This is a genomic window from Mesorhizobium sp. WSM3862, assembly GCF_002294985.1.
Taxonomy (GTDB): Bacteria; Pseudomonadota; Alphaproteobacteria; order Rhizobiales; family Rhizobiaceae; genus Mesorhizobium.
Genome location: NZ_NSGE01000005.1, coordinates 262019 through 286339, shown reverse-complemented (window position 1 = coordinate 286339; position 24321 = coordinate 262019). Strand labels below are relative to the sequence as shown.

Genomic DNA, 24321 nt, shown 5'->3' with positions numbered 1-24321 from the left:
TTGTAGAGCATTAACTGCAGTGCACAAAGGGTCAAGGAGACAGTCATGGCAAATGGGCTCGATGATGTTGTGGCGGCGGAGACGGTTCTTTCCGATGTCGACGGCGCGGGCGGCCATCTCACCATCCGAGGCCATTCGTTGACGGAACTCGCCGGGCACTGGCGCTACGGCCAGGTGGTCCGCCTCTTGTTCGACGGGTTCTTTGACGAGCTTCCCGGCGACGACGAGCTGGAGAAGGCGATCGGCAATGCGCGTGTCGAGATTTTCGAACGGCTGCAGCCGATGCTCGCTGAACTTCCAGCGCTCGACGTCTACAGCGGTATGCGCGCCGGCATCGCCCTTCTGCCCGACGGCGAGTCGCTCGCCGACGCGCTCCGGCTGATCGCGGCGCCGGCGGTGCTAACTCCGGCCCTGCTGCGGCTCGGACGCGGCGAGAAGCCTCTGACTCCGGACGCACGCGCCGATCATGCCAACGACATGCTCCGAATGCTCTCCGGCACGCCGTCGCCGGCCCTTGCCAAGGCGCTCGATACGTATCTGGTGACAGTCTGCGACCATGGGCTCAATGCCTCGACCTTCGCAACGCGGGTGGTGACGTCGACGCAGGCGGGCTTGACCTCGGCGATCCTGGCCGGGCTCGGCGCGCTCAAAGGCCCGCTGCATGGCGGCGCGCCGGGGCCGGTGATCGAGATGCTCGACGCGATCGAGGCGAGCGGCGACGCGGCCGCCTGGCTGCGAAACGAGATAGCGCGCGGCGAGCGCATCATGGGCTTCGGCCATCGCATCTACCGCGTACGCGACCCGCGTGCCGACGTGCTGAAAGCCGTCGTGCGGCGGCTGGGCACACGAAATGAGTCCGGCCGCCGGCTGGCCTTCGCCGAGACGGTGGAGCAGGCGGCACTCGACGTGCTCAAGGTCGCCAAGCCGCAACGCTCGATCCAGACCAATGTCGAATTCTATACCGCGCTCCTGCTCGAAGCCGCGGGCTTCCCGAAGGAGGCGTTCTCCAACGTCTTTGCCGCCGGCCGCGTCGCCGGCTGGATTGCGCATGCGCGCGAGCAGCAGGCGACCGGACGCCTGATCCGGCCGCAGTCGCGCTATGTCGGGCCGGTGCCCGATCTCGTGGCCTGACGCCGCGAGCAATACTCCGCGTCCGGCAGCGGACAGTTTTTTTCATGAGCGAAATTTCACCCGATCACGCTTGTGTGCTCGTGTTCTTGCCTTGGTCCGTCCTTATATGCTGCGCTGCAACATAGGCTGACGGCAGCGGTCCCGCTCCAATGACGCAGGGGCAGGCCGGCACATCGAGACAAGGAACGCCATGGCGAAGAACGGCAAGGCGGGGGACAAGAAGAAGATCAACATCGCGCTTCAGGGCGGCGGTTCGCACGGCGCCTTCTCCTGGGGCGTGCTCGATCGTCTGCTCGAAGACGGGCGGCTTGAGATCGCTGCCGTGTCCGGCACCAGCGCCGGCGCGATGAATGCGGTGGCGCTGGCCGACGGCTTCGTGCGCGGCGGCGTCGAGGGCGCGCGCACAAAGCTCGATGATTTCTGGCGTGCTGTGGCCTCGAAGGGGCGGTTCAGCCCGGTGCAACGCATGCCGTGGGACGTCGTCTGGGGGAACTGGTCGATCGAGAACACGCCCGGCTATTTCTTCTTCGACACCATGTCGCGGGTCTTCTCGCCTTACGTCGCCAATCCGCTCGGCCTCAACCCGCTGCGCGATGTGGTCGAGAAGGAGATCGACTTCGGCAACGTGCACGCCTGCAAGTCGATGGAGCTCTTCATTTCGGCGACCAATGTCGAGACCGGGCAGCTGCGCGTCTTCTCGGATGGCGAGATCGACCTCGACACGGTGATGGCGTCGGCCTGCCTGCCGCAATTGTTCCGCGCCGTCGAGATCAAGGGCGTGCCCTATTGGGATGGCGGCTATGGCGGCAATCCGGCGCTCTATCCGTTCTTCAAGACTGCGGCGACCGAGGACGTGCTGCTCGTGCAGATCAACCCGGTGGTGCGCGAAGGCACGCCGAAGAGCGCCAACGAGATCCAGAACCGCATCGACGAGATCACCTTCAATGCCGGGCTGCTGCGCGAATTCCGCTCGATCGCCTTCGTCAAGGAACTGATCGCGGCGGGACGCCTGCCGCATGGCGAATACCGCGACATCCGCATGCACCGCATCGATGCCGACGAGGCTTTCAAGGATCTGTCGGCCTCGTCCAAGGTCAACGCCGAATGGGCCTTCCTCGCCTATCTGCGGGACCTTGGCCGCAGTGCGGCCAGCGACTGGCTGGAGGAGAACTACGACGCGGTCGGCAGCCGAGCGACGCTCGACCTCTCGGGCGAGCTCGACGACGGCTTCAGGCCGATGCGCGGCCCGGCGCCGGGCCGGCGGGTCAAGGAATTCCTCGCCGCGCGCATCAAGCCAGAGTCAGCGCGCCGGCGAGCCTAGTTGCCCAACCCTGTCGCACGTTTCAGCAGGCGCTGAAGTTTCCCTTGCGGAACCGGCGATACGCTGGATTCACCCCCGTCGCGCGAGTAGTTTACCTCGACGTAAACGGGAGGTAGCGATGCTGCAGACCAGACAGAACTCTCTCGGGGTCAAGTTTGAGGCGCAGTGCAGGGCCTTCGAGAAGGACCCCTTTCCTGGCCTCGCAGTGCGCAAGGACCGGCTGAAGCGGCTGCTGGCGCTGACCGAAAAGCATGAAGCCGAGATCTGCACGGCGATCGACAGCGATTTCACTGGACGGGCGGCGCAGGAAACGCGGCTTGCGGAACTGTTCGTCGTTCGCGCCGGCATCAAGCACGCCGTCCGGCATCTGCGCGGCTGGATGCGCGAGCGCCGCGTCGCCACCAGCCTGCCGTTCCTGCCGGGGCGCAACCGCCTTCTGCCGCAGCCGCTCGGGGTCGTCGGCATCGTCTCGCCCTGGAACTATCCGTTCCAGCTTGCCATCGCGCCGGCGACTGCCGCTCTAGCCGCCGGCAACCGGGTGCTGCTCAAGCCGTCCGAGCTGACGCCGAATTTTTCAGACCTGCTTGCCCGGTTGGTCGAAGAGCATTTTTCCTCCGACGAGATGAGCGTTGTCGTCGGCGATGCCGAAGTCGGCAAGACATTCGTGTCCATGCCTTTCGATCATCTCTTGTTCACCGGCTCCACCGCTGTCGGTCGGCAGGTGGCGCTGGCCGCGGCCGCCAATCTGACGCCGGTGACGCTCGAGCTTGGCGGCAAGTCACCGGCGATCTTCGATGCGTCCTGCGATCTCGACGCTGCGGTCGCAAGCGTCGCCTACGGCAAGCTCTTGAATGCGGGCCAGACCTGCATCGCACCCGACTATCTGATGGTCCCGCAAGGGCAAGGCGCGGCGATCGCCGCAAAACTTGCCGGCGCGATGACGCAGCTCTATCCGCGCCTGGGCGACAATCCCGACTACACGGCGATCATCAGCGAACGGCACCAGCGGCGCCTGAGCGACATGATCGCCGAGGCGCGCGAAAGCGGCGCCGATGTCACCGAGGTCAACCCGGCAAATGAAAGGCTTGGCGTGAGCGACCGCAAGATGGCGCCGGTCCTGGTCAGGAACGCCGGCGAGAGTTTGCGGCTGATGCGCGAGGAAATCTTCGGGCCGGTGCTGCCGATCGTTGAATACGGCGCGGTAGATGAGGCAATCGATCACGTGAACCGCGGCGAGCGTCCGCTCGCCCTCTATTGGTTCGGCAAGAACAGCGCCAATCGCCAAAGGATCATGCGAGAAACCGTTGCCGGCGGCGTGACGATCAACGACAGCATGATGCATCTGGTGCAGGAACGGCAGCCATTCGGCGGCGTCGGCGAGAGCGGCATGGGCGCCTATCACGGCGAATGGGGTTTCCGCACCTTCAGCAAGGAAAAGCCGATCTTCGTCCAATCCAGGCTGAGTGCCGGGGCCCTGCTCAGGCCGCCTTATGGCCGCACATTCGAGCGGCTGTTCCGCTTGCTTAACCTGATCACCTGATCGGATTTATTTTCGGATTGGGCGCGTCCTCTGATTGCTCCATGCCAATGCGACATGTCATTTCGCAAAAAAATTCTTCATCATACTGACGCCTGCTGCCATTGAGTGTCCGATCGGCTGAAAAACCGGCCCCGATTGAGAAAAGCCAAGCAGTCCAGCATGTAAAACGCGGAAAAAACCAGCGCCCCAAGCTCGGCGGCGCAATAATCCATCAAAGTTTCTGACTGTTTTGCGCAACGGCTTTGCGGTAGAAGCGCGCTTCGCCGATCACGGCAAATTGAAGATGGCTCTGCGCGCCCCCATATCGGCCGCGCGCCCGGGGATCGAAACCGTCGACCTCGCCCAAGCCTGCAACGGAAAAAATGACGATGCCGAAAATCAGGTTTCACAAGCTTGCAGCCATTGCTGTGCTCATCGGATTCGCTGCCTGGATGGCAACGGGCGAGTTCTCGTCCGTGGGCAGCGCCGCCGACCACCAGAAGCAGGGAGAAGCAGGCAAAGCCGCGCAGTCCGTCGCCGAAAAGCCGAAGACGGCGGAGGCCGAGCCGAAGGCAGCATTGCGCACCGTCGCGGTGGTGACGCCGCCGCGCAAAACCTTCGCGCGGGCGATACGGATCTCGGGCCTGACCGAAGCCGACAAGCGCGCTGTGCTTGCTGTCCGCGTCGCCGGTGTCATCGATAAGCTCCCGGTCAAGCAGGGCGATCACGTCAAGACCGGCGACCTCGTGCTGATGCTTGCCGCCGAGGAGAAGCTCTCGAATGTCGACAATGCCAGGCAGCTGCTGGCGCAGCGCAAGGCCGAGCTCGACGCAGCCGAACGGCTGGCCAAGACCGGCAATCTCCCCAAGCTGCAGCTCGACACCGCTCGGTCGAACCTGACGGCGGCGCAGTCCATGCTGGAGACGGCGCAGGCCGAACTCGACCGCAACGAAGTGAAGGCGCCTTTCGACGGCGTCATCGACCGCGTGCCCGTCGAGCTCGGCAGCTCGGTGATGCAGGGCGGCGAGGTGGCCACCATCCTCAAGCTCGACCCGGTGATCGCGCGCGGCGAGATCAGCGAGCGCGACCTGCGCTACATCAAGATCGGCGACCAGGCCAATGTGCGCCTTGTCAACGACCAGAAGGTTACCGGCACGGTGCGCTACATCAGCCGTGACGCCTCCTCGCAGACCCGCACCTTCCGTGTCGAGGTGGCCATCCCCAATGCCGACGGCTCCATCCCCGCCGGCATGACGGCCGAGATCACGCTCAGCGCCCAGCCGACCGATGCGGTCATGCTGCCACGCTCGGTGGTGACGCTGGGCGACAAGGGCGACCTCGGCATCCGCGCGGTCGGCAAGGACGACAAGGTGGCGTTCTTCCCGATCGACCTCGTCGACGACACGCCGAAGGGACTGGTGCTCGGCGGCATACCGCAGGACGCGCGCATCATCGTCGCCGGCCAGGAACTGGTGAAGGAAGGCGATCTGGTGAAGCCGGTCGAGGCCGACCAGGCAACCATCAACAAGCTGATCAGCGAAGCCTCCGCCGGCACGCAATAGCGCGGCCGCGCCGGCTCGGCCGGCGCCGCTGGCCAATGTCGCGGCTTCCAGGGAAACAGCAGGCATAAGTCATGGACATCGTCAGACTCGCCATTCACAACGCCCGCCTCACAATATCGGCGCTGATGTTCCTGCTCGTCGCGGGCTGGGTCGCCTATCAGTCGACGCCGAAGGAAGCGGAGCCGGACGTTCCAATTCCGATGATGTATGTCAGCCTGATCTACCAGGGCATTTCGCCGGAGGACTCAGAACGGCTGCTGCTCAGGCCGATGGAAAGCAAGCTCAAGAGCCTGAAGGGGCTTAAGGAGATGCGCTCGGCCGCCTTCCAGGGCGGCGGCTACGTGCTGGTCGAGTTCCAGCCGCAGACCAATCTGGCCACCGCGCTGCAGGACACGCGCAGCAAGGTGCAGGACGCCAAGGCCGACCTGCCGCAGGCGGCGGAGGAGCCGACCGTCACTGAAGTCAACGTCTCGGAATTCCCCGTTCTCGTCGTCACGCTTTCCGGCGACGTGCCGGAGCGCGTGCTGACGTCGGCGGCGCGCGAATTGCGTGATCGCATCGAGGAGGTGCCGGGCGTGCTCGAAGGCTCGCTGCAGGGCGCGCGCGACGATCTGGTTGAAGTCGTCATCGATCCGGTGAAGCTCTCCTCCTACGGACTCCAGCTCGATCAAGTGATCCAGGGCGTCGGCGCCTCCAACAGCCTGGTCGCGGCCGGCAATCTCGAAGGCTCCGAGGGCAAGTACGCCGTCAAGGTGCCGTCGCTCATCGAGACGCCCGAGGACGTCGCCAAGCTGCCGGTCGTCGCCACGCCCAATGCCGTGGTGCAGGCCAAGGACGTCGCCACCATCCGCTCCACCTTCAAGGACGCCGAGACGGTGACCCGCCTCGACGGCAAGCCGGCGATCGCCATCGAGGTGAAGAAGCGCATCGGCGCCAACCTGATCGACACGCTGAACCATGTTCGGGAAGTGTCCGACACCTTCATCAAGACGATGCCGGAAGGCATGCACGTCACCTACACGCAGGACAAGTCGGTCTTCGTCAACCAGCTTTTGGGCGACCTGCAGAACCATGTGATGATCGCGGTCATCCTGGTGTTCATCGTCATCCTCTACGCGCTGTCGGGACGCGCCTCGCTGCTCATCGGCCTCGCCATTCCGTCGTCCTTCCTGATCGGCATCCTGCTGCTTGCGATGATGGGCTACACGATCAACATGATCGTGCTGTTCAGCCTCATCCTGGCGGTCGGCATGCTGGTCGACGATGCCATCATCGTCACTGAATTCGCCGAGCGGCGCATGAGCGAGGGCATGCCGAAGGCCGATGCCTTCGCGCTAGCCGCCAAGCGCATGGCCGGCCCGGTCATCGCAGCGACGATGACGCGCATCGCCGCCTTCTCGCCGCTGCTCTTCTGGCCCGGCATCATCGGCGACTTCATGAAGTACATGCCGATCACGCTGATCGTGACGCTGTCGGCCTCGATGCTCTATGCGCTGGTCTTCGCGCCGACGCTGGGCGCGATCTTCGCCAAGGCGCCGGCGCATCACGAGGACAGCGGTCGCGACGGCTGGTATATGGCGCTGGTCAAGCAGGCGGTGCGTTTCCCGATCACCGTCATCCTGCTCACCGTCGGCTTGCTGGTCGGCGTCGGTTTCGCCTATTCGAAATACGGCGCCGGCGTCGAGTTCTTCCCCAGCGTCGAGCCGGATTATGGCCTGCTCTATGTGCACGCCCGGGGCAACCTTTCGCTTGCCGAAATGGACGCCGCAACCAAGACGGCGGAACGCCGCCTGCTCGGCTGGCCGGGCGTGAAATCGGTCTATACGCGCGTCGGCAAGACGCAAGGCGGCGGCCAGGACATCCCGGAAGACGTGGTCGGGGTGATCCAGTACGAATTCGTCGACTGGCGCGAGCGCAAGTCCGCCAACCAGATCCTCGACGATTTGCGTGGCGTCATGGCCGGCATTCCCGGGGTCGACGTCGAAGTGCGCGTGCCGGAGGCCGGCCCGCCGACCGGCAAGCCGATCCAGATCAGGCTTTCGGCCGCCGACCCGGCCGGGCTCGACGACAAGGCGCGCGCCGTCGCCGCGCGCATCGCCAAGGTCCCCAACGTGATCGATGTTTCCGACGGCCTGCCGCCGCCCGGTGTCGACTGGGCGCTTGAGGTCGATCGCGCCAAGGCGGCGCAATACGGCATCAGCCCGACCTCGGTGGGCACGGTGGTGCAGCTGGTGACGAACGGCCTCAAGCTGTCGGAATACCGGCCGGCCGGCGCCGACGACGCCGTCGACATTCGCCTGCGTCTGCCGGAAGACCGGCGCACGCTCTCGACGCTCGACGAGCTCAGGGTGCAGACCTCGCAAGGCTCGGTGCCGATCTCGAACTTCGTGGTCAGGAAGCCCGAGCCGACAGTCAGCGTCCTCAACCGCATCGACGGCGCGCGCACCGTGGTGGTGCAAGCCAATGTCAGCGCCGGCGCGCAAGTGGCAGCGGTGCAGGCGGAAGTCACCAAGGCCGTGGCCGACATGGATCTCGGCAGCGGCATACGCTGGAAGCTTGCTGGCTCCAACGAGGACAGCGCGGAAGCCAGCGCCTTCCTCAGCAAGGCCTTCGGCGCCGCGATCTTCCTGATCTTCCTGGTGCTGCTCGCGCAGTTCAACAAGTTCACCAGCGTGTGGCTTGTTCTGTCCTGCGTCGTCATGGCGACGATCGGCGTGTTCCTCGGGCTGCTTCTGACGGGCGAGGCCTTCGGCATCGTCATGTCGGGCATCGGCGTCATTGCGCTTGCCGGCGTGGTGGTGAACAACAACATCGTTCTCATCGACACCTATGACCGGCTGCGCGAGGAAGGCTGGGACAAGATGGATGCCGTGCTGCAGACCTGCCGCGAGCGCGCGCGGCCCGTGGTGTTGACGGCGGTGTCGGCCATCCTCGGCGTGCTGCCGATCGCCTTCGGCCTCGGCCTCGAAATCTTCCATCACGAGACGACGATCAACGCGCCGTCGACGCAATGGTGGATTTCGCTGTCATCGGCGATCGTCTTCGGCCTGTCCTTCGCCACCTTGCTGACGCTGGTGGTGACGCCCTCGATGCTGATGGTGTTCACCCGCGCCAAGGTGAAGCCCGGCGCCCGGCGTGGCTGGCTCAGCCGCCTGTTCCGCCGCGGCAAGGGCGAGCTCCCGACAGGCGAGCCGGTAGCGGAAGCCAATGCCGAGCCGGCGGTCGCCTTCCCGAAAGCCGCCGAGTAGAGCCACTTCGCAACTCAGGTACATAAAAGCCGCTCGGGAACTACCGGGCGGCTTTTTGCATTGTTCCCTCGAAGTTCAACCAGACGGCGAGGATTTTCAATGACGATCGGTACAATTCTCGTAATAATCCTGATCCTGATCCTGATCGGCGCCGTGCCGGCATGGCCGCACTCGCGGTCTTGGGGCTATGGGCCTTCGGGGATTGTGGGAGTCATTCTGGTGGTGTTGCTGATCCTGCTTTTGATGGGCAGGATCTGAACCGACGACGATTTGCGGCCGGGCCTTCAAGTCCGGCCGTTTTCATCTTGAGGTTGTTCTTTGCTCAGGCGGCCTGACGCGTGGGCGCGACGGCTATGCCGATGTCCTGCATGGCTTCCGCCACTGCTCGGTCGAGCGGGGTGTGCGGGATTTCGTCGATGACCTCTTCCAGCCGCGCTGACGCCAGCCGGTGCGGCTCGAAGCGCAGGTAGGACATCGAGACGATCTCGCGCCACATGGTTACGAACGGGCTGCCGGCGCGCAACACCCACCAGGGCATGAAGGTGAGTTTCAGCTTGCGGCCGAGCGCCTTTTCGGCGGCGGCCTGGATGTCGAGATCGGTGACGGCGTGGCCGGGGAAATTGATGGCCTCGTAAAAGCCGAGCTTATCGAGATTGCGCGCCAGTGCGACAAAAGCCACCGCGAAGTCGGGCAGATAGGCCCATTCGTGCACGAGCTTGGCCGGGCCGGCGGCGGTGTAGACCCCCTTTGCCATCTTGGCGGCGACGACGAGGTCGAACCAGCCGCCGCTGCCGGTGCCGCCGAAGAAGTCGCCGGCCCTAAGCAGAATGGTGCGCACGCGGCCCGCATCGGCTTCGCGACGGAAAAGCTCCTCCATGGCGACGCGGATGCGGCCCTTGTCGGTGGTAGGATGGAAAGGCGTTTCCTCGGTGATCACCTGCGGCATCGGCGAGCCGTAATTATAGACAGTGCCCGGGAAAAGATGCAGCGCGCCGTTCGCCCGACAGGCTGCCATGACGTTCTCGGCCATCGGAAGGCATTTGTCCCAGTCGGTATAGATCGGGTTCAGGCCATTGAAGATGATGTCGACGTCTCGCGTGGCCCGGATCAGCGACTGGCGGTCCAGAGCGTCGCCGGCGACGGCAATAGCACCCTTGAGCTCGGCCGGCACCTTGCCGGTGCGGGTGACGGCGCGGACGTCAAAACCGGCGTCGATGAAGGCCTTGGCAACCACGCGTCCGAGCCGGCCATTGGCGCCCAGAATTGCGATCTTGGTCATTGTTCGTCTCCGTTTTTGTGTTTGCCCGCTTAATTTGACCTCTTCAAAGCCGAATGGAAATTGACTAAGGCTGGCACTCTGTTATTCAAAAACGAATGAATGAATTCGACTGGAATCTGATCAAGAGCTTCGTCGCGGTGGCCGAGACCGGCAGCCTTTCGGCCGCCGCGCGCCAGCTCGCATCAAGCCAGCCCACGCTCGGCCGCCACATCGCCGAGCTGGAGCAGGCGCTCGGCGTCACGCTGTTCCGGCGCGGGCGGCGCGGCTACGAACTGACGGAGGCAGGCAGCGCACTCTACGAGCGCGGAAAGGCAGTCAGCGAGCAGGCCAATGCATTCTCATTGCTTGCGCTGGGCTCGGTCGAGGCGATCGAGGGTACGGTGCGCATCGCTGCCTCGGAGGTGGTTGCGGCCTGCGTGCTGCCGCAGATGACGGCGCGCCTTGGCGAGGAAGAGCCGGGCATCGAGGTCGAGATCGTCGCTTCCAACCAGGTCGAGAACCTGCTGCGGCGCGACGCCGACATCGCCATCCGCATGGTCAGGCCGGCGCAGAACGAGCTGATGGCGCGCAAGGTCACGGATATCGCGCTCTGCATATGTGCTGCGAAATCCTATCTCGACCGGCATGGACGCCCGCAGAAGCCGAGCGATCTCGTCGACCATCCTTTGGTCGGATTCGACCGCAGCGATGAGATCGTTCGCGGCCTTACCGCGTTTGGCATCCCGGTCAGCCGCAGCAACTTCCGCTTCAGGACCGACAACCAGATCGTGCTGTGGGAAGCGGTGCGGGCCGGCAATGGCATCGGCATCGGCCAGGAGCCGCTCGCTAGCCGCGATCCTCGACTGGAGAAGCTGTTGCCGGAGGTTCCCTTGCCCGTGCTGCCGGTGTGGCTGGCAATGCACCGTGACGTGCGCACCAGCATGCGGATCCGCCGCGTGGCGGATTTCCTGCATGAAGAGCTGAAGCGCTACTCCGCCGGCGCAGGCTCGGCGGCGAATTCGGCGCGGTGAGCGAGGTTCGCCATCAACAGCACGATGACCAGCAGGCCGGAAAGCGCGACGAAGATCGGGCCGAAGCTCGATTGCTCGGCGACGAAGCCGATCGCCGACGGCGCCACCAGGATTCCTGAATAGCCCATGGTGGTGACGACGCTCATGCCGGTGCCGGAAGACAAGCCTTCCTGGTTGCCGCCGGCCGAAAACAGGATCGGCACCATATTGGCGATGCCGAAACCGCAGAAGGCGAAAGCGGCAATGGCAAGATAAGGCGAGGGGGAGAGGCCGGCCACGAGCATGCCGGCGGCAGCGACAAGCGCCGAGCCGCGCAGCGTCGCCACCGCGCCGAAGCGGTTGCGCACGCCGTCGCCGAGAAAGCGCATGAGCGCCATGACGCCGGAGAAGGCAGCATAGGCGAGGCCGGCAATCGCAAGGTCGGCGCCGAGCTCCTGCTGGAGGTAGAGCGCGGCCCAGTCAAGTACGGCGCCCTCTGAGACCATGGTGAGCAGCGCCATCAACCCGACCAGATAGACAATTGTGTTCCGCGGCAGCGTAAATTTCTGATGCCCGGCGGCCTGCGGCCTGTCGTCGGCGATGAGGTAGCCAACAGCAAAGGCGATGACCAAAAAGGCGAGCGCCGTCACCGCAATCGCATGCGCGAGATAGCCGTAGTTCTGAATGGAGTAGCCACCAAGCGCGCCGCCGGCGAAGCCGCCGAGGCTCCAGAAGCCATGCGAGGACGACATGATGGCGCGGGAGAGCCGTCGTTCGACGATCACCGCGTTGGAATTCATGGCGACGTCCATGCCGCCGATCGAGCCGCCGAAGACGAGCATCGCGAGGGCCGCGAGCGGCACGTTGGGCGCAAGTGCCACGACCAGCAGGCCGAAACTGCCGCAGATGCCGAACCAGCGCAGCACGGGGCGCGAGCCGTGCCTGGAAATGAGATGGCCGCACCAGGTCATCGCCATCACCGCGCCGACACCAAACAACAGGATCAGCAGGCCGAGCGTGAATTTCGAGATGTCCAGCCGGGTCAGAAACACCGGGATCTGCGGCGCCCAGCTGCCGGTGAGAAAGCCATTGGCCAGGAAAATGCCGGCAACGGCCCAGCGGCCGCGCGTCGCGGCTTGCCTTGTAGTTTGCACGCTCATGGTTTGAAGTCCGAATGCTTTGCGCGGCAAATTAGATCGATTCAATTTGTAGTCAAGAAGCGCTCTGGCAGAAGCGTTGGACCAAGAGGCGCGGACCTGTGAGGAATGGGCCCTACTTTGGAGATTTGGCCGAAACGCCTCCTTCGCCATCCATGGGCGAAGCAGGAGCGAAGCGACGCGCGCAGACCTTGGGATGACAAAGCAGCAGGGGCGAGCCAAATAGGACCGTTCAATGATCCTTCGGCCGCCTGGCCTCGAACTCAGCTTTCCTGGCCTCGGAGGCTTCGGTCTGGTTGAGCGCCTGCCATTCGGCATAGGGCATGCCGTAGATGATCTCGCGCGATTCGTCCTTTGTCAGCGCAATGCCGTCGGCCTCGGCCGCCTCGCGATACCAGTTCGACAGGCAGTTGCGGCAGAAGCCGGCCAGGTTCATCAGGTCGATGTTCTGGACGTCGCCGCGTGCGCGCAGATGCTCGACCAGCCGGCGGAAGGCGGCGGCCTCGAAATCGCGTTTCCGTTCTTCGCTGAGTTCGGTCATTTCGTGGTCCCCGGCCTCTCGGTCGTTTTTTAGGCCGGCCCGGTGCGCGAGCCGAACATCTTCACCTCGTGTATATCGGCACGCCGGTCGACGGCGTCAACGATCGGAGCCAATCGCTCCGCCCATTGAACAGCGCCAGCGCGGTCGGCGATCAGGTCCTGGCGGATCTCGAGCAGGGCATGGGCATAGCCGTTGACGATGGCATGGCGGAACATGGTGTCGCCGCGCAGCGCGCCGTCATAGGGCTCGTTGTCGCCAACGATGAGCGCCTTGTCTTCGGCCAGCAGGTCGATCAGCGGCCTCGCAACGCGGTCGTCGCGGTCCCACAAGATGCCGACATGCCAGGGGCGGATAAAGCCTTGCATGCGAGGGGTGAAGGAATGCACCGAGAAGATGAACGGCGCTTTGCCGGAGGCCTGCGCCACCGAGGAAATCATGGCCCCGACGGCGTCGTGATAGGGGCGATAGAAGCGGTCGAGCCGTCTCTCCCGCTCCTCGGCGGCCATGGGATAGTTTCCGGGCACGACGGTGCCGTCATAGAGCTGGCGGATCAGCGTCGGGTCGTCCTCGCCCCGGTTGGGGTCGATCAGAAGGCGGGAGAAGCCGGCCAGCACGGCCGGCGCATTGAGCGCCGCCGCCAACTCGCGCGTCACCGTCTCGACGCCGATGTCATAGGCGATGTGGCGCTCGAACTCGGCAGCCGGCAGGCCGAGGCTGCCATACTCTTCCGGCAGGTCGCGACGGGCGTGATCGGCCAGAAGCACGATGCCCTTCTTGCGGTCGCCCTCGACGATGTCGAAGGGCGCGAAAGCTGTGGATCGGGTCATCGGCTGAAAACGGTCTGTTCGCTGGCGTCCGGGCGGGGTGGTATCGTCATTCCACGAAGAGGACTGAGGCGCAATGCCGTTGTTTGGCCACGGTTTCTGCAAAGAATCCCGGATGGGACGCCAAATCGTCCACCGGACCCTTCTAAATCGATTGGAATTGAATAAAACGGCGCGTTGACATGCGCCCGGAGTTTGCTGAAAAGGTGCTTCGACGATGCAGATGTGGTTCGCCAAGGGTTTTGGATTGGGTTGCGCCGGCAGGCTGCGCAAGCGCCTGAGCCTGCCGCTCCTGATCTTTGGCGCGGGCCTGTGCGCGCTCGCCGCGACCTCGCCGGCGCGCGCCGACTTCCGCGTCTGCAACGCGACGCAGAACCTGGTCGGCGTCGGCATCGGCTATCGGGCGAAGGCCGGTTGGATCACCGAGGGCTGGTGGCACATCGAGGGATCGACCTGCAAGACGCTGATCGAGGGGCCGCTGTCATCAAGGTTTTACTATCTTTATGCAGAAGACGCCGAGCGCGGCGGACGTTGGGACGGCCCGATCAACATGTGCGTCGCCGAAAAAGAGTTCAAGATTGCCGGCGTGAATGATTGCGTCGCCCGGGGCTTTCAGCGCGCCGGATTTCAGGAATATGACACGGGCGAGCAGGCAAGCTGGATGGTCCAGCTGACTGACGAGCCCGCAACGGGCGGCGCGCCAGCGGCCCCCGCTCCGGGAACGAACAATCAATGAGACGCAACCGCAAGGTCAAGATCCTCGCCACCATCGGTCCGGCTTCCTCCTCCGAGGAGATGCTGCGAAAGCTCTTCGAGGCAGGCGCCGACGTCTTCCGCATCAATATGAGCCATACCGACCATGAGCTGATGCGCACGCTTGTCGGCCGCATCCGGGCCGTCGAGGCGGCGGTCGCGCGGCCGATCGGCATTCTCGCCGATCTGCAGGGGCCAAAGCTCAGGGTCGGCAAGTTCGCCAATGGCAGGGAAGCACTGACCGTCGGCCAGACCTTCACGCTGGATGACAGTCCGGAACCCGGCACGTCGAAGCGCGTCTACCTGCCGCATCCGGAAATCCTGAACTCGGTCGAGGCCGGTCACCGTCTTTTGATCGATGACGGCAAGCTGGAGCTCAAGGCGGTCAAGAGCGACGGCAAGTCGATCACCTGCACGGTGGTCGCCGGCACCGGCATCTCCGACAAGAAGGGCGTCAGCCTGCCCGACACCGATCTGCCGGTCGGCGCGCTGACCGAGAAGGACCGCGCCGATCTCGACGCGGTGCTGGCGGCAAGCGTCGACTGGGTGGCGCTGTCGTTCGTGCAGCGGCCGGAGGATCTGGCCGAAGCGCGCAAGATCGCGCGCGGCCGGGCCCTCATCATGGCCAAGATCGAAAAGCCGCAGGCGGTGGCGCGCCTGGCCGAGATCATCGAACTCTCCGACGCGCTGATGGTCGCGCGCGGCGATCTCGGCGTCGAGATGCCGCTCGAGGCCGTGCCCGGCATCCAGAAGCAGATCACGCGAGCCGCCCGCCGCGCCGGCAAACCGGTGGTGATCGCGACCCAGATGCTGGAATCGATGATCACCGCACCCGTGCCGACCCGCGCGGAGGTCTCGGATGTGTCGATCGCCGTCTTCGAAGGCGCGGACGCGATCATGCTTTCGGCCGAATCCGCCGCCGGCGCCTACCCGGTCGAGGCGGTCGCGATGATGAACCGCATCGCCACAAAGGTCGAAGCCGACCCGACTTATGCCGGCATCATCAACGCCCAGCGCTCGGAACCGGAAGCGACCGGGGCCGACGCCATTTCGCTCGCTGCGCGCGAGATCGCGGAGACGCTGAAACTGTCGGCGATCATTTCCTACACCGCCTCTGGAACAACTGGTCTGCGCGCCGCGCGCGAACGGCCGCAAGTGCCGATCGTGGCGCTGTCGCCGATCGTCAACACGGCGCGCCGGCTCTCGCTTCTGTGGGGTACGCATTGCGTGGTCTCGGAGGATGCTATCGACCTCGACGATATGGTCGACCGCGCCTGCCGCATTGCCCTCGAAGAAGGCTTTGGCAAGCCGGGCGACCGCGTCATCATCACGGCGGGCGTGCCGCTGAGGACGCCCGGCTCGACCAACATGCTGCGCATCGCCTATGTCGGATCAGAGACGCACTAAGGTATGCCCGTATTCAGGTGGGACCGGCCTGTGAGGCGCGCCTTTCCTGCGCTTCCGGGCTCATGTGGTTAAGTCGCTCCACTCCGGTTCTGGAATCCGCTCTGCTCGGCTCGGCCTAATTTGAATCTCAACACCCTTCCGGTCCCGAGCTTAGCCCGGCGCCAGCTCGGCGTCCGGCACCTTCAGTTCCGGGTACCTGTCAGCGCCTTGCGCGTCGCCGGCGATCCGGCTTTCCACAACACTCGCCATCGACTGCAAGTCGACCGGCGCGCCCGCCGCCCTTTCGATGGCGCCGACGACGAGGTCGGGGGCGATCCAGTCGGGCTTGTGGCCGAGATTCGCGACCCAGACCAGCTCGGCGCCGGGAATGTCGCGTTCGAGGCCGACGGAATGGACCGTGGCATAGACCACCTTGTCGCGATCGCCGGAGATGACCAAGGTCGGCGCCTTGATCTCACGGTAGCCAGGCGAGGCCGCGCGCACATAGCCGTAAAGTCGGGCCACATCGCGGGCGTTGGCGCGGAAGGCGGGCGGCCTCAGCACAAGCGGAATGGAAGCCTTGCCGATATAGCCCTTCGGCACATTGTTCGGTGAAAACACGCAGGCCGTGGCATTGCCGATCCGCAGCATGCCAGCGGCGGAAGCAATGGTCTCGGAAAACAGCCAGCCGACAACCGGAACAGCCGTCAATTTGTAATACCAGGCGGTCGCGCCGCCCGGCCACGGATGGCTGACGGGCGCCAGGAAGACGAGGCCGAGCGTCTTTTGCGGATGCTGGCGCGCGAAGGCGGTGGTGACCGCGCCGCCGAAGGAATGGCCGACGATGATCGCCCTTGCGATGCCGAGCCGATCCATCAGAGCGGCGACAGTGTCGGCCTGCGTCGCCAGTGTTTCGTTGTCGCCGCGCTCGGACCAGCCGAAGCCCGGTCGGTCGAGGAACAGCAGCTCGGCGCGGCCCTCGAGCAGAGGCCTCAGCGGCAGCATCTGGTCCTTGAGATTGGCACTGGCGCCATGGATGAAGACGACAGGCGGCAGACCGGCGCCGGCGGCGGGGACGTGGACATAATGGATACGGGCACCATCGATGTCGGCGAATGCGCCGATCGGCGGATTGCGACGCTCGATCAGCCAGACGCCGGCGCGGGTAATGCCGGCAAGGGCGATGAGGAAGGCAACGAGGAGGAGGAGCGCGAGGCAGATGAGGTACATGCGGAAAGTACGAGGGCGAGCGGATCTAATTTAGGAGCACGGTGAGTTTGGCGAGCTGGCGGCCTGCTGCCAGCCCCAATTATTGCCCGCTTCGGTGGAGTATCGCAAACGTTCGGCTTGGCCGGGCTTGTTAAGGTCGTCGTCACCTTGCGCGAAGGCTGCAGCGTTCTGCACCGCCGTCGCGGCGCGGAAAGTCACGGCGTGGGTCGTTGGCTCAAGCCCGAGGATGACGAAGAGCTGCCCTCAAATGCCCTCGCCGGCCAGGTCTTCCGACAGCGTCGAGACCTGGCCCTGGGCGCTGCGCATCATCGGATAGATGGTGAGCACCTTCTGCCAGGCTTCCAGCGCCGACTGCTTGTGGCCGGTCTCGGCCATGATCTGCGCGAGACCCGACAGCGCGCCGAAATGGCGCGGTTCGAGCCGCAGCGTGTGGTCGATGTCCGACATCGACTTTCCATAGTTCTTCATCAGGAAATGCACGGTAGCGCGGCGGTTCCAGCCTTCGGCATAATCGGGCTGCAAGGTCACCACCTGATCGAGGAAATCGAGCGCGACGTCGAATTTCTGGTCTTCCGCCGCCCTTTGCGCCCATCGCATCATCAGGTCGATCGAGGCGCTGCCGGACTGGTTCCACTCATTCCAGATGCGGCCGGCGATGCGTTCGGCGGCCTTCTCGTTGCGCTCGCGTCTGAGATCGGCAAAGAGCTGGTCGAGCCGTCCCTGCCTGGTCGAGGCGACCGGCGGCGGCGTGATGGCGGGCGGCGGCGAAGCGGCGGGCGGCGTGGCCTCATCCTGCGCCGAAGCGGGCAAGGTCGTTCCGGAAAGGACGAGGGCAATGAAGAATGCAAAAAGAATCCGCATGTCCGGAATCTAGTCCCGGACGGCGGATCGTCAAAATGATTTTAGCGTGAGAGGGCCGGCGAACCGGAAGTCGACATCAGCGGGCGCGGCGCTTAGCGCCGCGCGCAAGTCTCAGCCCTGGCGCGCCTTGTAGCGCGGAGCGGTCTTGTTGATGATGTAGATGCGTCCCTTGCGGCGAACCAGCCGGTTGTCGCGGTGACGCGCCTTGAGCGCCTTGAGCGAGTTCTTGATCTTCATGGTCTTGCCTGTTCGGTCGGGGGCCCGGTCCCGGGCCGAATTTTAAAGGCGCGCCCGAAAAAAGCGCGCCTTGAACTTGCGTGGCTCATAAACGAGGAGCCTTGCCCGTGTCAACCGCAAGCGGGCGGCTCTTATGCCGCAAATGGTGCGCTGATCAAATATTCGCCATAGGGAACGCGCGGCATTGCGCGACTCAGAGGCGGCTGGAATGTTGCGGGCCACGCCAGAGCGGGACATAGGTCCCCTCCGGTTATGTCTATTTGTTTAGCCGCATTTCTGCGACGCCAAGCGATTCCTCTAGGTTGCAGATGCTCTCAGCGAAACGGAGTCTTATCATGCGCCGTCTCTTTCTGCCCGCATGCCTTGTCCTCATCGCGACAGTTCCGGCTGCATGGGCCGAGGACTGCGACCGCAGCGACGACAGCCAGTCGATGATGAATATCTGCGCCAATGCCGATTATCAGGCGGCCGATGCCAAGCTCAACGCCGCCTACAAGGATATTGTCGGCCGCAATGACGAGAAGGCCAACAAGTTGCTGCAGACCGCACAGCGCGCCTGGATCGCCTTCCGCGACGCCGAATGCGCCTATTCGACCGCCGACAGCGAGGGCGGTTCCATCCACCCGATGGAGGTTTCGCAATGCCTGACGGAACTGACCACCGAGCGCACCAAGCAACTCACCTCCGGCCCCAACTGCCAGGAAGGCGATCCGAGCTGCGCCAGCCCGGACGAGGACGAAGACGTGCAGTAGTCGGCGTTAGCGCCGACGCTCAATGCGCGTGAAATGGCCCATCTTGCGGCCGGGCCGCGACTCGGCCTTGCCGTAGAGATGCAGCATCACGCCGGGCTCGGCGAGCAGCGCCGGAACCTTCAGCATGTCATCGCCGATCAGGTTTTCCATGACACAGTCGGAATGCCGTGCAGGCGAGCCCAGCGGCAGGCCGGCGATGGCGCGGATATGCTGTTCGAACTGCGAAACGATGCAGGCGGCTTCCGTCCAGTGGCCGGAATTGTGGACACGCGGCGCCAGCTCATTGGCTAAAAGCGAACCGTCGGCAAGCACGAAGAACTCGACGCCGATGACGCCGACATAGTCGAGCGCCGCAAGGATTTTTGCTGCCGCTTGCTTCGCCGCCGATGCGGTGTCCGGTGCGATGGCGGCCGGCAATGTCGACGTTCGCAATATGCCTTCGCGATGGATATTCTCGGCCGGATCGTAGGCTGCAACCGAGCCGTCCTGCCCGCGCGCGGCAATCACCGAAATCTCGCGCTCGAAAGCGACCAGCGATTCGAGGATCAGCGGCACATTGCCCATCGCCTCGCAGATGCCGGCAAAGCCGCCGGTCTCCATGTTGCGGAAGACGCGCTGGCCTTTGCCGTCATAGCCCATGCGGCGCGTCTTCAGCACGCCGCTGCCGCTGAATTTCTTCAGCGCGGCCGTCAGCTGCTCGTCATTGTCCACTGGGCAGAATTCGGCTGTGGGAACGCCGATGCCGTTCAGGAAGCTTTTTTCGGTCACGCGATCCTGCGCGATTTCCAGCGCGCGGGCCGGCGGACAGACGGGAACGCGCGCCGCGAGTGTCTGCGCCGCTTGAACCGGGACGTTCTCGAATTCGTAAGTGACGACAGCGCTGGCGCCGGCCAGTTCGGCAAGGGCCGCCGGATCGTCATAGGCGGCGACGATCTGACGGTTGGCGACCTGCGCCGCCGGGCTGTCGGCCTGTGGCTCCAGGACGATGGTGCGATAGCCGAGGCGGGCGGCGGCCATCGCCAGCATGCGGCCGAGCTGGCCGCCGCCGATGATGCCGATGGTCGATCCCGGGGCCAGGCTCACGGGGTATCCGCCGGCTCGGTGGCGACCTTGGCGGTCTGTGCGGTGCGCCAGGCATCGAGGCGGGCGGCGAGTTTTTCATCGCTCAGCGCCAGGACGGCCGCGGCGAGAAGGGCGGCGTTGGCGGCACCGGCCTTGCCGATGGCTAACGTTCCGACCGGAATGCCGGCCGGCATCTGCACGATGGAGAGCAGCGAATCCTGGCCGGACAACGCCTTGGATTCCACCGGCACGCCGAAGACGGGCAGCGGCGTCATCGCCGCCGTCATGCCGGGCAGGTGCGCCGCGCCGCCGGCGCCGGCGATAATCACCTTGTAGCCGGCCGCCTTGGCGCCCTTGGCGAATTCATAGAGGCGGTCCGGCGTGCGGTGTGCCGAGACGATCAGCTTTTTGTGCGGGATGCCCAGCGCATCCAGCGTTTCCGCCGCCTGGCGCATCGTCGCCCAGTCGGACTGGCTGCCCATGATGATGGCGACGTCGACACGCTGATCGGTCAAGGTTTTCGCTCCCGGCGGCAAAGGCGCGCCTTAGCGGAATTCGCCGACAGCCGCAAGGATTGTCGCGGCTGTGGGCCGACGGTGGCGAGGTCTAGTCCGGCCAGCGCAGCGCCCCGGATGAATCCTTGCGCGCCGCTTTCATCGCATCCGCGGGACGCTCCTTCGCGGTCAGAACCGCGCGCAGCCGCTCGGCGACGATCTCGGCCTCGCCGGGATGGAGATTGCAGGGGTCGAGGAAGAAGTGTCCGCGCTCGACCTCATGGTTGCGCACGATGACGGGCGGTGAGCCGGCGGCCAAAGCCGAGGCTAGGCCCGCGGCGGTGAAGCGGCTCTCCGGACGGACGAAGACCTGCAGGCGGTCGAGCGGGTTGGCGGTTGGGTCGGGCACGATCTCAGCGCCAATGCCCGGAATGCCTTGCAGCGCATCCTTCCACAGATCGAGCGCCGCCTCTTCGCGCCGGCGAATGCCGGCATGGTCGCGCTTTTCCCAAGCGTCGAGCGCCGCCATGGTGCCGGCGATGCTTTCCTTGCCGACCTTCATGGCCCGCGCGACGCCGCGATTCTGCAGATAGGCGGCGCGCACCAGGTCCTTGCGGCCGGTGACGATGCCGCTGGTCGGGCCACTCAGGAATTTGTGGCCGCTGTAGACGACGATGTCGGCGCCCTGCGCGAGGAAGGTCCGCAGATCGTATTCCGAAGCGGCATCGACGATCACCGGCACATTCTTGGCGTGGCAGATCTCGCAGAACTCCTCCAGCGAAAGCATGCCGTATTGCACCGTGTGGTGGGCGACGACGTAAAGCGCGGCCGCGGTGCGCTCGTTGATCGCCTCGCGCAAGTGGTAATCCTGCGTGACGCTGACGGTGCCCGCCGGAATGACCTTGGCGCCGGCGAGGCGGATCGACTGATCGATCGGCGCGCCGTAATTGACGATATGGCCGAGCTGGATGACGACCTCCGATTTCAGCCCTTCGGTGTCGTCGGGCAGCCGTTCGATGGCCAGCAGGTTGGTGCCGGTCATTGCGCCGGCGATCGCCATGGTGATGCCTGAGGCGCAGCAGGCGGTGATGAAGCCGGCCTCGCCGCCGGTGAGACGCGCAACGACTGCGCTCGCGGCGCGCTGCAAATCGTCCATCTCCACCCATTGCGAGGCGATCTCGGCCATGGCGCTGATCGCTTCCGGAACGATGATCGAGGCGCCGAGCGTCGTCATCGTGCCCGAGACGTTGATGATCGGACGCAGTCCCAGCCGCTCGCGGATCGTTGTGTTGGAGCCGTTCTCGGAATAGGTTTTCATGGCAGCAGATCCCAGTGTCAGGCGGCGATCTCGACGACCGCTTCGATTTCGACGGTGATGTTTCCAGGCAGCGAGCCGACACCGATCGCCGAGCGCGCGTGGCCGCCGATCTTGTCGAAGACATCGGCGAAGAGATCAGAGCAGCCATTGACCACCTTCGGGTGATCGCTGAAGGTCGGCGTCGCATTGACGAAGCCGAGCAGCTTGACGACGCGCACGATGCGCCCGAGGTCGCCCGCCGCCGCGTGCATGACGGCAAGCAGGTTGAGGCCGGTGAGCCGGGCATGCTCATAGGCCTGTTCGACGGTGACGTCCTCGCCGACCTTGCCGGTGCAAAGCGTGCCGTCGGCGCGCAGCGGCCCCTGGCCCGAGAGGAAGATCAGCCGGCCGCTCTCGGCATGAGTGACGAAGTTGGCGATGGGCGTTGGCGGCTCGGGCAGCGTCAGGCCGAGTTCGGCGAGCCGGGTGTAAGGCGTCATGGAAGAATGCTCCTTGGATGGCATTTGCCATCCGATGTCAGAATTGCGAGGCGCGGAAGCGCGCCAAAAAAGTCCGCAGGCGCTCGTTCGTGGTCTCCGCGGCAAGCACCTCCTTCGGCGGCCCGACGGCACTGACGCCGCCGTCGGCCATGAAGACGATGCGGCTTGAGGCGTCGCGGGCGAAGGCCATCTCATGCGTCACCATCACCATGGTCATGCCGTCCTCGGCGAGGCTTTTCACCACGGCCAGAACCTCGCCGACGAGTTCCGGATCGAGGGCCGAGGTGATCTCGTCGAGCAGCAGGATCTTCGGCTCCATGGCGACGGCGCGGGCGATGCCGACACGCTGCTGCTGCCCGCCGGAAAGCTCGGCGGGCAGGCTGTCGGCCTTGTGGGCGAGACCGACACGACCCAGCCAGTGGTCGGCGATCGAGCGCGCCTCGCCGCTGCTCTTGCCGCGTACCTTGGTGAGGCCGAGCATGATGTTGCCGGCCGCCGTCAGATGCGGGAACAGGTTGAAGCCCTGGAACACCATGCCCGTCTCGGCGCGCATGGCGGCCAAGTCGCGCTCGCTGCGGCGCTGGCGCGCACCGCCGTCGCGAAAACCGACCTCCTTGCCGTCGATGCGGATCGAGCCGCTGTCGTAGCTTTCGAGGAAGTTGACGCAGCGCAGCAGCGTGGTCTTGCCGCTGCCGGACGGTCCGATGATGGCGACCACCTCGCCCTTCGCCACCTTGAGGCTGACCGAGCGCAGCACCTCGACCGAGCCAAAGGATTTCGAGACCTCGGCGATATCGAGAAGCGCAGGGCTGTTATCGGAAGTGGTGGCCATCGTGCTATTCCCGGATGAAGGCAAAGCGCTGCTCCAGCCGTCGGCTGGCAAGCGAAAGCGCGTAGTTGACGCCGAAATAGAGAAGGGCGCCGAGGATATAGAGCGGCATCGCTTCATAGGTGCGGCCGATGACCTGGTTGATGGCCTGCATCAGATCGGTGATGCCGAGCAGCGAGACCAACGCGCTGCCCTTGACCGCGTCGGTGACGCCGTTGATCCAAGGCGGCAGGAAGCGGCGGAAGGCCTGCGGGAAAATCACGTAGGTAAGGCGCTGGCGAAAGGTCAGGCCGATCGCCATCGCCGCTTCCGACTGGCCTTTCGGGATCGAGGCGACCGCGCCACGCAGATATTCGACGACCTGCGCGGTCTTGAACAAGGTCAACGCCAGCACCGCCGCCCAGAAGGACTGGAGATGCACGCCGACGGCCGGCATGCCGTAATAGACGAAGAAGATCAGCACCAGGATCGGGATGCCGCGGACGGTGTCGCTGAAGATCCGCACCGCCCAGCGCAAGGGTGCGGGCCCGTAGACGAGGCCGACGCCGAAGACAACGCCGGCGATCAGCGACAGCACCACGACGAGCAGCGACACCCAAAGCGTCAGCGCGAAGCCTTCGGCGAGGAACGGCAGGGCGTAGGCGATCTGGCCAAGCATCAGCGCGCCGTCCTATACCAGCGCTCGACCAGCCGGAGCGCGAAGAGCAGGGCGTAACCCGTCACCAGATACATCGCCGTCACCACCAGATAGACCTCGACGATGCGGAAGGTGTTGAAGTTGATCCATTGCGCGCCGTAGGTCAGCTCGGGCACCGAGATGACGGAAGCAACGGATGTGTCCTTGAACAGCGAGATGAAGGTGTTGGAAAGCGCCGGCAGGGTGATGCGCATCATCGTCGGCAGCCGCACATGGACAAGCCGCTGCCATGGCGTAAGGCCGATCGCCTTGCCGGCATCGATCTGGCCGCGCGGCACGGCTTCGAGGCCGGATCGGAACACTTCGACGAGATAGGCGCCGCTGTAGACGGCAAGCGTGGCGACGAAGGACGTCTGCGCGCTGTAGGCCAGGTCGATGACGGTCGGCAGGCCGTAGAAGACCAGATAGACCAAGAGGATCAGCGGCACGTTGCGGATGAATTCGACGTAAGACGCGATAATGCCGCGCACGACGCGCCCGGCCGAGACATACCAGACGGCCAGTACCAGCCCGATGACAATGCCGATGGCGATCGAGATCACCGCAAGCTCGAGGCTGAGCAGCAGTCCGCCCCAGAGCTTGTCGAAGTGGCGCCAGATCAGGTTGAAATTGAGCGTATAGCCCATGCGTCCGTCTCAATGGCCTGTTGTGA

Annotated in this window: 24 protein-coding genes; 10 read left to right on the top strand and 14 right to left on the bottom strand. The window is 64.8% G+C overall.

Going from position 1 to position 24321, the window contains the following annotated elements; translation table 11 throughout:
- The first annotated feature begins 45 nt into the window (after nt 1-45).
- The 6 genes from CK224_RS17110 (at nt 46) to CK224_RS17085 (ending at nt 9039) form a co-directional block, all read left to right on the top strand.
- Nucleotides 46-1131 (top strand): citrate synthase/methylcitrate synthase, encoded by a 1086-nt coding sequence (locus CK224_RS17110; protein WP_095782547.1) that lies wholly within the window; start codon nt 46-48, stop codon nt 1129-1131.
- A 190-nt stretch (nt 1132-1321) separates the two neighbouring features.
- Nucleotides 1322-2452 carry a patatin-like phospholipase family protein gene (locus CK224_RS17105; protein WP_095782546.1) on the top strand — a complete coding sequence of 377 codons (1131 nt, stop codon included), beginning with the start codon at nt 1322-1324 and terminating at the stop codon, nt 2450-2452.
- 118 nt (nt 2453-2570) lie between these two features.
- Nucleotides 2571-3992 (top strand): coniferyl aldehyde dehydrogenase, encoded by a 1422-nt coding sequence (locus tag CK224_RS17100; protein ID WP_095782545.1) that lies wholly within the window; start codon nt 2571-2573, stop codon nt 3990-3992.
- Between the two features lie 368 nt (nt 3993-4360).
- Nucleotides 4361-5533, top strand: a complete 1173-nt coding sequence (locus CK224_RS17095; protein WP_082980682.1) for an efflux RND transporter periplasmic adaptor subunit — start codon at nt 4361-4363, stop codon at nt 5531-5533.
- A 71-nt stretch (nt 5534-5604) separates the two neighbouring features.
- Nucleotides 5605-8781 (top strand): efflux RND transporter permease subunit, encoded by a 3177-nt coding sequence (locus tag CK224_RS17090; protein WP_095782544.1) that lies wholly within the window; start codon nt 5605-5607, stop codon nt 8779-8781.
- A gap of 99 nt (nt 8782-8880) precedes the next feature.
- Nucleotides 8881-9039: a DUF3309 family protein gene (locus CK224_RS17085; protein ID WP_040991775.1), complete on the top strand. Its 159-nt coding sequence runs from the start codon at nt 8881-8883 to the stop codon at nt 9037-9039.
- 64 nt (nt 9040-9103) lie between these two features.
- Here the strand turns inward: CK224_RS17085 and CK224_RS17080 are convergent, their stop codons facing one another.
- On the bottom strand, nt 9104-10060 hold the full coding sequence (locus tag CK224_RS17080; protein ID WP_095782543.1) for an SDR family oxidoreductase: 957 nt from the start codon (nt 10058-10060) through the stop codon (nt 9104-9106).
- 95 nt (nt 10061-10155) lie between these two features.
- Between CK224_RS17080 and CK224_RS17075 the strand changes: the two genes are divergently transcribed.
- Complete coding sequence (locus CK224_RS17075; RefSeq protein ID WP_095782542.1) at nt 10156-11070, top strand: LysR family transcriptional regulator; 915 nt, start codon at nt 10156-10158, stop codon at nt 11068-11070.
- On the opposite strand, the gene CK224_RS17070 is transcribed toward CK224_RS17075, so the two are convergent.
- The 3 genes from CK224_RS17070 to CK224_RS17060 form a co-directional block, all read right to left on the bottom strand.
- A complete protein-coding gene (locus CK224_RS17070; protein WP_095782541.1) occupies nt 11028-12209 on the bottom strand; it encodes an MFS transporter in 1182 nt (393 codons plus the stop codon). The two genes, CK224_RS17075 and CK224_RS17070, sit on opposite strands and share 43 nt — an antisense overlap.
- A 229-nt stretch (nt 12210-12438) precedes the next feature.
- The gene (locus tag CK224_RS17065) at nt 12439-12747 is read right to left on the bottom strand and encodes a DUF1244 domain-containing protein (RefSeq protein ID WP_095782540.1); all 309 of its coding nucleotides are present in this window, start codon (nt 12745-12747) and stop codon (nt 12439-12441) included.
- Nucleotides 12748-12776: 29 nt separating this feature from the next.
- Nucleotides 12777-13574, bottom strand: coding sequence for an N-formylglutamate amidohydrolase (locus CK224_RS17060; RefSeq protein WP_095782539.1), 798 nt, complete (start codon nt 13572-13574; stop codon nt 12777-12779).
- Nucleotides 13575-13818: 244 nt separating this feature from the next.
- Here CK224_RS17060 and CK224_RS17055 point away from each other — a divergent pair, with 244 nt between their 5' ends.
- Complete coding sequence (locus CK224_RS17055; RefSeq protein ID WP_095782793.1) at nt 13819-14307, top strand: DUF1036 domain-containing protein; 489 nt, start codon at nt 13819-13821, stop codon at nt 14305-14307.
- Nucleotides 14304-15731, top strand: a complete 1428-nt coding sequence (gene pyk, locus CK224_RS17050) for a pyruvate kinase (protein WP_095782538.1) — start codon at nt 14304-14306, stop codon at nt 15729-15731. Before CK224_RS17055 ends, pyk begins: the two co-directional genes overlap by 4 nt.
- Before the next feature lie 150 nt (nt 15732-15881).
- On the opposite strand, the gene CK224_RS17045 is transcribed toward pyk, so the two are convergent.
- The 3 genes from CK224_RS17045 to ykgO all read right to left on the bottom strand — a co-directional run bounded on the left by CK224_RS17045 (nt 15882) and on the right by ykgO (nt 18038).
- The gene (locus tag CK224_RS17045; protein WP_095782537.1) at nt 15882-16940 is read right to left on the bottom strand and encodes an alpha/beta hydrolase; all 1059 of its coding nucleotides are present in this window, start codon (nt 16938-16940) and stop codon (nt 15882-15884) included.
- A 243-nt stretch (nt 16941-17183) separates the two neighbouring features.
- Nucleotides 17184-17801 (bottom strand): hypothetical protein, encoded by a 618-nt coding sequence (locus CK224_RS17040; protein WP_067001924.1) that lies wholly within the window; start codon nt 17799-17801, stop codon nt 17184-17186.
- 111 nt (nt 17802-17912) lie between these two features.
- A complete protein-coding gene (ykgO, locus tag CK224_RS17035) occupies nt 17913-18038 on the bottom strand; it encodes a type B 50S ribosomal protein L36 (RefSeq protein WP_040974291.1) in 126 nt (41 codons plus the stop codon).
- 335 nt (nt 18039-18373) lie between these two features.
- Between ykgO and CK224_RS17030 the strand changes: the two genes are divergently transcribed.
- Entirely contained in the window at nt 18374-18790 is a 417-nt protein-coding gene (locus CK224_RS17030; RefSeq protein ID WP_095782536.1) for a lysozyme inhibitor LprI family protein, read from the top strand.
- A 6-nt stretch (nt 18791-18796) separates the two neighbouring features.
- Here the strand turns inward: CK224_RS17030 and CK224_RS17025 are convergent, their stop codons facing one another.
- From CK224_RS17025 to CK224_RS16995, 7 genes are all read right to left on the bottom strand, one after another.
- Nucleotides 18797-19873, bottom strand: a complete 1077-nt coding sequence (locus CK224_RS17025) for a 5-(carboxyamino)imidazole ribonucleotide synthase (RefSeq protein WP_095782535.1) — start codon at nt 19871-19873, stop codon at nt 18797-18799.
- Nucleotides 19870-20367: a 5-(carboxyamino)imidazole ribonucleotide mutase gene (purE, locus tag CK224_RS17020; RefSeq protein ID WP_095782534.1), complete on the bottom strand. Its 498-nt coding sequence runs from the start codon at nt 20365-20367 to the stop codon at nt 19870-19872. The genes CK224_RS17025 and purE overlap by 4 nt, the downstream gene beginning before the upstream one ends.
- Nucleotides 20368-20458: 91 nt before the next feature.
- Nucleotides 20459-21664: an aminotransferase class V-fold PLP-dependent enzyme gene (locus tag CK224_RS17015; RefSeq protein WP_095782533.1), complete on the bottom strand. Its 1206-nt coding sequence runs from the start codon at nt 21662-21664 to the stop codon at nt 20459-20461.
- 17 nt (nt 21665-21681) lie between these two features.
- The gene (locus tag CK224_RS17010; RefSeq protein ID WP_067001934.1) at nt 21682-22143 is read right to left on the bottom strand and encodes a RidA family protein; all 462 of its coding nucleotides are present in this window, start codon (nt 22141-22143) and stop codon (nt 21682-21684) included.
- Nucleotides 22144-22180: 37 nt separating this feature from the next.
- Nucleotides 22181-22975, bottom strand: coding sequence for an amino acid ABC transporter ATP-binding protein (locus CK224_RS17005; RefSeq protein ID WP_095778132.1), 795 nt, complete (start codon nt 22973-22975; stop codon nt 22181-22183).
- Nucleotides 22976-22979: 4 nt separating this feature from the next.
- Nucleotides 22980-23630 carry an amino acid ABC transporter permease gene (locus tag CK224_RS17000; RefSeq protein WP_095782532.1) on the bottom strand — a complete coding sequence of 217 codons (651 nt, stop codon included), beginning with the start codon at nt 23628-23630 and terminating at the stop codon, nt 22980-22982.
- Nucleotides 23630-24295, bottom strand: coding sequence for an amino acid ABC transporter permease (locus CK224_RS16995; protein WP_067319366.1), 666 nt, complete (start codon nt 24293-24295; stop codon nt 23630-23632). The genes CK224_RS17000 and CK224_RS16995 overlap by 1 nt, the downstream gene beginning before the upstream one ends.
- Between the last annotated feature and the right edge of the window lie 26 nt (nt 24296-24321).